Raw genomic sequence first — 3,679 nt, forward strand, 5'->3', positions numbered from 1 at the left:
CGAGTTTGAACCCGACTTTAGCCCGCTAGCAAGCCGAAAAGTCCGGATAAAACCAACACCAAGTGTCCTATAGGCCGTTGTGGCAGGTGCTCAGTGGAGTGCACGGCTGGCGAATGGGATCGGTCGGTAAAAGGGCTCTTCTGAGGTAGGCATGCCATGGACATACGTTTATAGGAGTAGACATGCAGTTGAAGAAGATTGTGGCTGGCGCTACCTTTGGTGTGATGCTCGCCGCGGGGGGGGGGTGTAGCTTACGCTGCTCCTGCCGCGCCTGATGCACCCCAGGTGACCGCTGCCGATACCACGGCGGCTGAAAAGGCTGTGGCCGACGCCAAGGCGAAGGTTACTGCCGCGGAAGCTGAGCTGAAGGCCGCTTCCGAAAAGCTTGAGAAGCTCGAGATCGCCGTCTCGAACGCGAAGGCCAAGCTGACCGAACTTGAGGTCGCTAAGGCTGAACTTCCCAAGGAACTTAAGAAGGCTGAGGCTGCCTACGCGGCTTTGGCTACCGCCCAGGAGAATTACAACAAGGCTCGCGTGGCTTTCGAAGCCAACCCGAACGATGAGGTTCTCCAGAAGGCTATGGCCGATGCTAAGACGGCTATGAACACCGCACAGGCTGGCGTTGCCGGTCTCCGCGCGGTGGAAGATATCAAGACGGATATCGCTGACATCCAGGGTTACATCGACATTCAGAAGGGTACCCTCAGCTACGCTGAAGAAGCCCTTGATGCGTTCCCGGGTGTTGAGGCGCTTCAGGGTGCCTACGACAAGGCCGTTGCCGAACTGGATGCCGCCCAGAAGGCTCTTGACGCTCTGAAGGGTCAGACCCCCAAGGTTGACCCGAAGAAGGACGGCGACAAGAAGGTCGATCCGAAGGCTGAGCCCAAGAAGGATGCCGAGAAGAAGGCTGATCCCAAGGCTGAGAAGAAGGCTGACCCCAAGAAGGAAGTCAAGAAGGCCGACGCCAAGAAGCTGGCCAACTCCGGTGTTGATGCCGGTGCGGCTGCCGGTGGAGCTGCTCTGCTCCTCCTGGCCGGCGGTGCTTTCGTGGCCTACCGCAAGTTTGCCTAAGCGAACCTGCCTCTGGCACTAACAACAGTTCCGAGGCTGGTTGCCACTAGGCTAATTATCCTCAACTGTTTCATCGTTTCACGCGGAATGGGTCCGGGTTTTTACCCGGGCCCATTCTGTATCCCTCTTGCGGGTATATGGGTTAATAGACAAAAGGGGCTGCCGACTTATCTCACCTCGCCGTGCCGGTGAGGAAGATATGTTTTTCCGGGATGTACTTCGCGTGTACGACAAGTGCAGTACAGCTCTGAAAATGCATAGCACCCCAGCAGGGGCTCGTGTGACTATTGGGGTTTGTGAGGCCTGTGAGATTCGCGCGGGCCGGTTGTCGCGGCTTCTGGAAATCGAAGTGCAACGGCAACTACGTTAAGAAATTGTTTTGATGTCGTGGAGCTGCATCCTGTGGGGCTCGCTGTCGTGAGGGTGCATCCTGTGAGCTCTACTGTCGATGCATTGCTATTTATCGGCATCATGGCTCACATCGTCTACGCTTGTCTATGTTGAGCGGGTGATGACGCCAGGGCCGGTTAACAGGATGTACGTGGGTGACAGTTTTTCTGCGGTTTTATGTCCGTGACGTACATTCTGCGTCCCTAACGGTTCAAAATGCGCGGTTTGACACCTCTGCCCAGCCCGTGGCTGTTACGCGTGGGAGCCCGGAGGGAACGGGTTTTCCGTCAAAACATGTCATGCCACGGATATCAAGGAAGCAGGCTCGTTGAGGTACTCAAGCCTCATAGGCAGACTTATCGCTGCTGCAACAGGGCAAATCCCGGATGTAAAACCCACTTTTGTCTATTTATCCATTTAACTACCCACGCACCTGGCCTTATAGCCCAACCTATAACCCTCGTCTCATATAGTGGTCAACAGTTTGACGTGGCTTAATAATTCCCTCTAGGCTACTGGAGGTAGGTGCCCACAACGGGTATCACCTGATAACAACGCCGGCGGTACGGCCCCGGCGCCCCGATTCGGACGGAAAGGATGCACCATGGTTCTCACTGATCCTCGCTCTGCCATGACGATGCCCGCCGCCCGAATGCGAATGCTGGGCTAGCGCGGATTCCACTTGGCCTTCGGGCGATTCCGCGCGCGAGGACATCTCGCCCCGGTCCGTTACGTCTCACTGAGCACCCGCCGCTGCGGCGTCGTATCGTTGATGGGATACGCTGAGACGGACCGATCTCCATCACCACACCCAGTACAAAGGACTTTATAATGACGAAGATCAAGACCACTCATGTCGGCTCCCTTCCGCGCACCGATTCGCTGCGCGCGACCAACGAAGCACACCAGAACGGCCAAATTAGCGACGCTGAATTCAAAGAAAAGCTCGACGCGGAAGTTGCCGGCGTTGTTGCGCGGCAGAAGGACATCGGCCTCGATATTATTAACGACGGCGAATACGGCCACGTCATGACCGAAGTAACCAATTACGGTTCCTGGTGGTGGTACTCCTTCTCGCGCCTGGGCGGGCTGGAATTTACTGATAACGAATTCCACGCGGCTGCCACCGCGGGTGGGGGAGCGGTTGAGCTCGTCCCCTTCGATCAGCGCCGTGATTGGCAGCGCTTCAAGGATGCCTACACGGATCCGGAATCGGGAATTCACCAGGCCAAGCGCCAGGAAGTGGCCATGCCCACCATCACCGGCCCCGTGACCTACATCGGTGCCGAACAAACCCAGCGCGACGTCGATCTTACCCTCAAGGCACTCAAGGCCAATGGGCTTGATGCATCCTCCGGGTTTATCGCGGCGCTGTCTCCCGGCTCCGCAGCGCGTATTTCCAATACGCATTACAAGTCGGAAGATGAAGTCCTCACCGCGATGGCCGATGCCCTCCACGAGGAATACAAGATCATCACCGATGCCGGCCTGACCGTCCAGATCGATGATCCCTCGCTGGCTGAAGGCTGGGACCAGGTCAATCCGGAACCGACCGTTGCGGATTATCGCACCTGGGTGGCTCGCCGCATTGAAGCGATCAACTACGCGCTGGAAGGTATCGACCCGGAACTCGTGCGTCTGCACGTGTGCTGGGGTTCCTGGCACGGCCCCCACACCACCGATATTCCCTTCCGGGACATCGTGGACCTGTGTTTGAAGGTGAAGGCCCACGGCCTGACCTTTGAAGCGGGTAATGCGCGCCACGCCCACGAATGGAAGATTTGGGAAGATATCGCTCTGCCGGATGATAAGGTTCTCATCCCGGGCGTCGTCTCCCACTCGACGAACGTGGTGGAGCACCCCGAACTGGTGGCGCAGCGTATCGAGCATTTCACCTCGCTGGTGGGTCCCGAGCGCGTTATCGCCTCGACCGATTGCGGACTGGGTGGGCGTATTTACCCGTCCATTGCCTGGGCGAAGCTCGAAACGCTCGTGGAAGGCGCCCGCCTCGCCTCGAAGTAAAGTCTCCAAGGCAGCGGGCCTGAACACACCCGCGTCTTGAAGTACCGGAGCGGTATGTCGCTCTATGTGGAACACCGAAGGGGACCTGAACAGCTCAGCTATTCAGGTCCCCTTCTGGTGGGTTAATAGACAAAAAGTGGGTCTAATGACGGCGTGTCGTTAGCTCCCGATCTGGCCTTTACGGATGTTTAGACCG

At 57.5% G+C, this 3,679-nt stretch carries 2 protein-coding genes; both read left to right on the top strand.

What is annotated here, in order from left to right; translation table 11 throughout:
- The first annotated feature begins 285 nt into the window (after window positions 1–285).
- Entirely contained in the window at window positions 286–1,071 is a 786-nt protein-coding gene (locus ACRQEG_RS09420; RefSeq protein WP_435733869.1) for a hypothetical protein, read from the top strand.
- A 1,221-nt stretch (window positions 1,072–2,292) separates the two neighbouring features.
- Complete coding sequence (locus ACRQEG_RS09425; RefSeq protein WP_320757245.1) at window positions 2,293–3,483, top strand: cobalamin-independent methionine synthase II family protein; 1,191 nt, start codon at window positions 2,293–2,295, stop codon at window positions 3,481–3,483.
- The last annotated feature ends 196 nt before the right edge of the window (window positions 3,484–3,679 follow it).

The organism is Actinotignum stranguriae, assembly GCF_051265215.1.
GTDB classification, from domain to species: domain Bacteria; phylum Actinomycetota; class Actinomycetes; order Actinomycetales; family Actinomycetaceae; genus Actinotignum; species Actinotignum schaalii_C.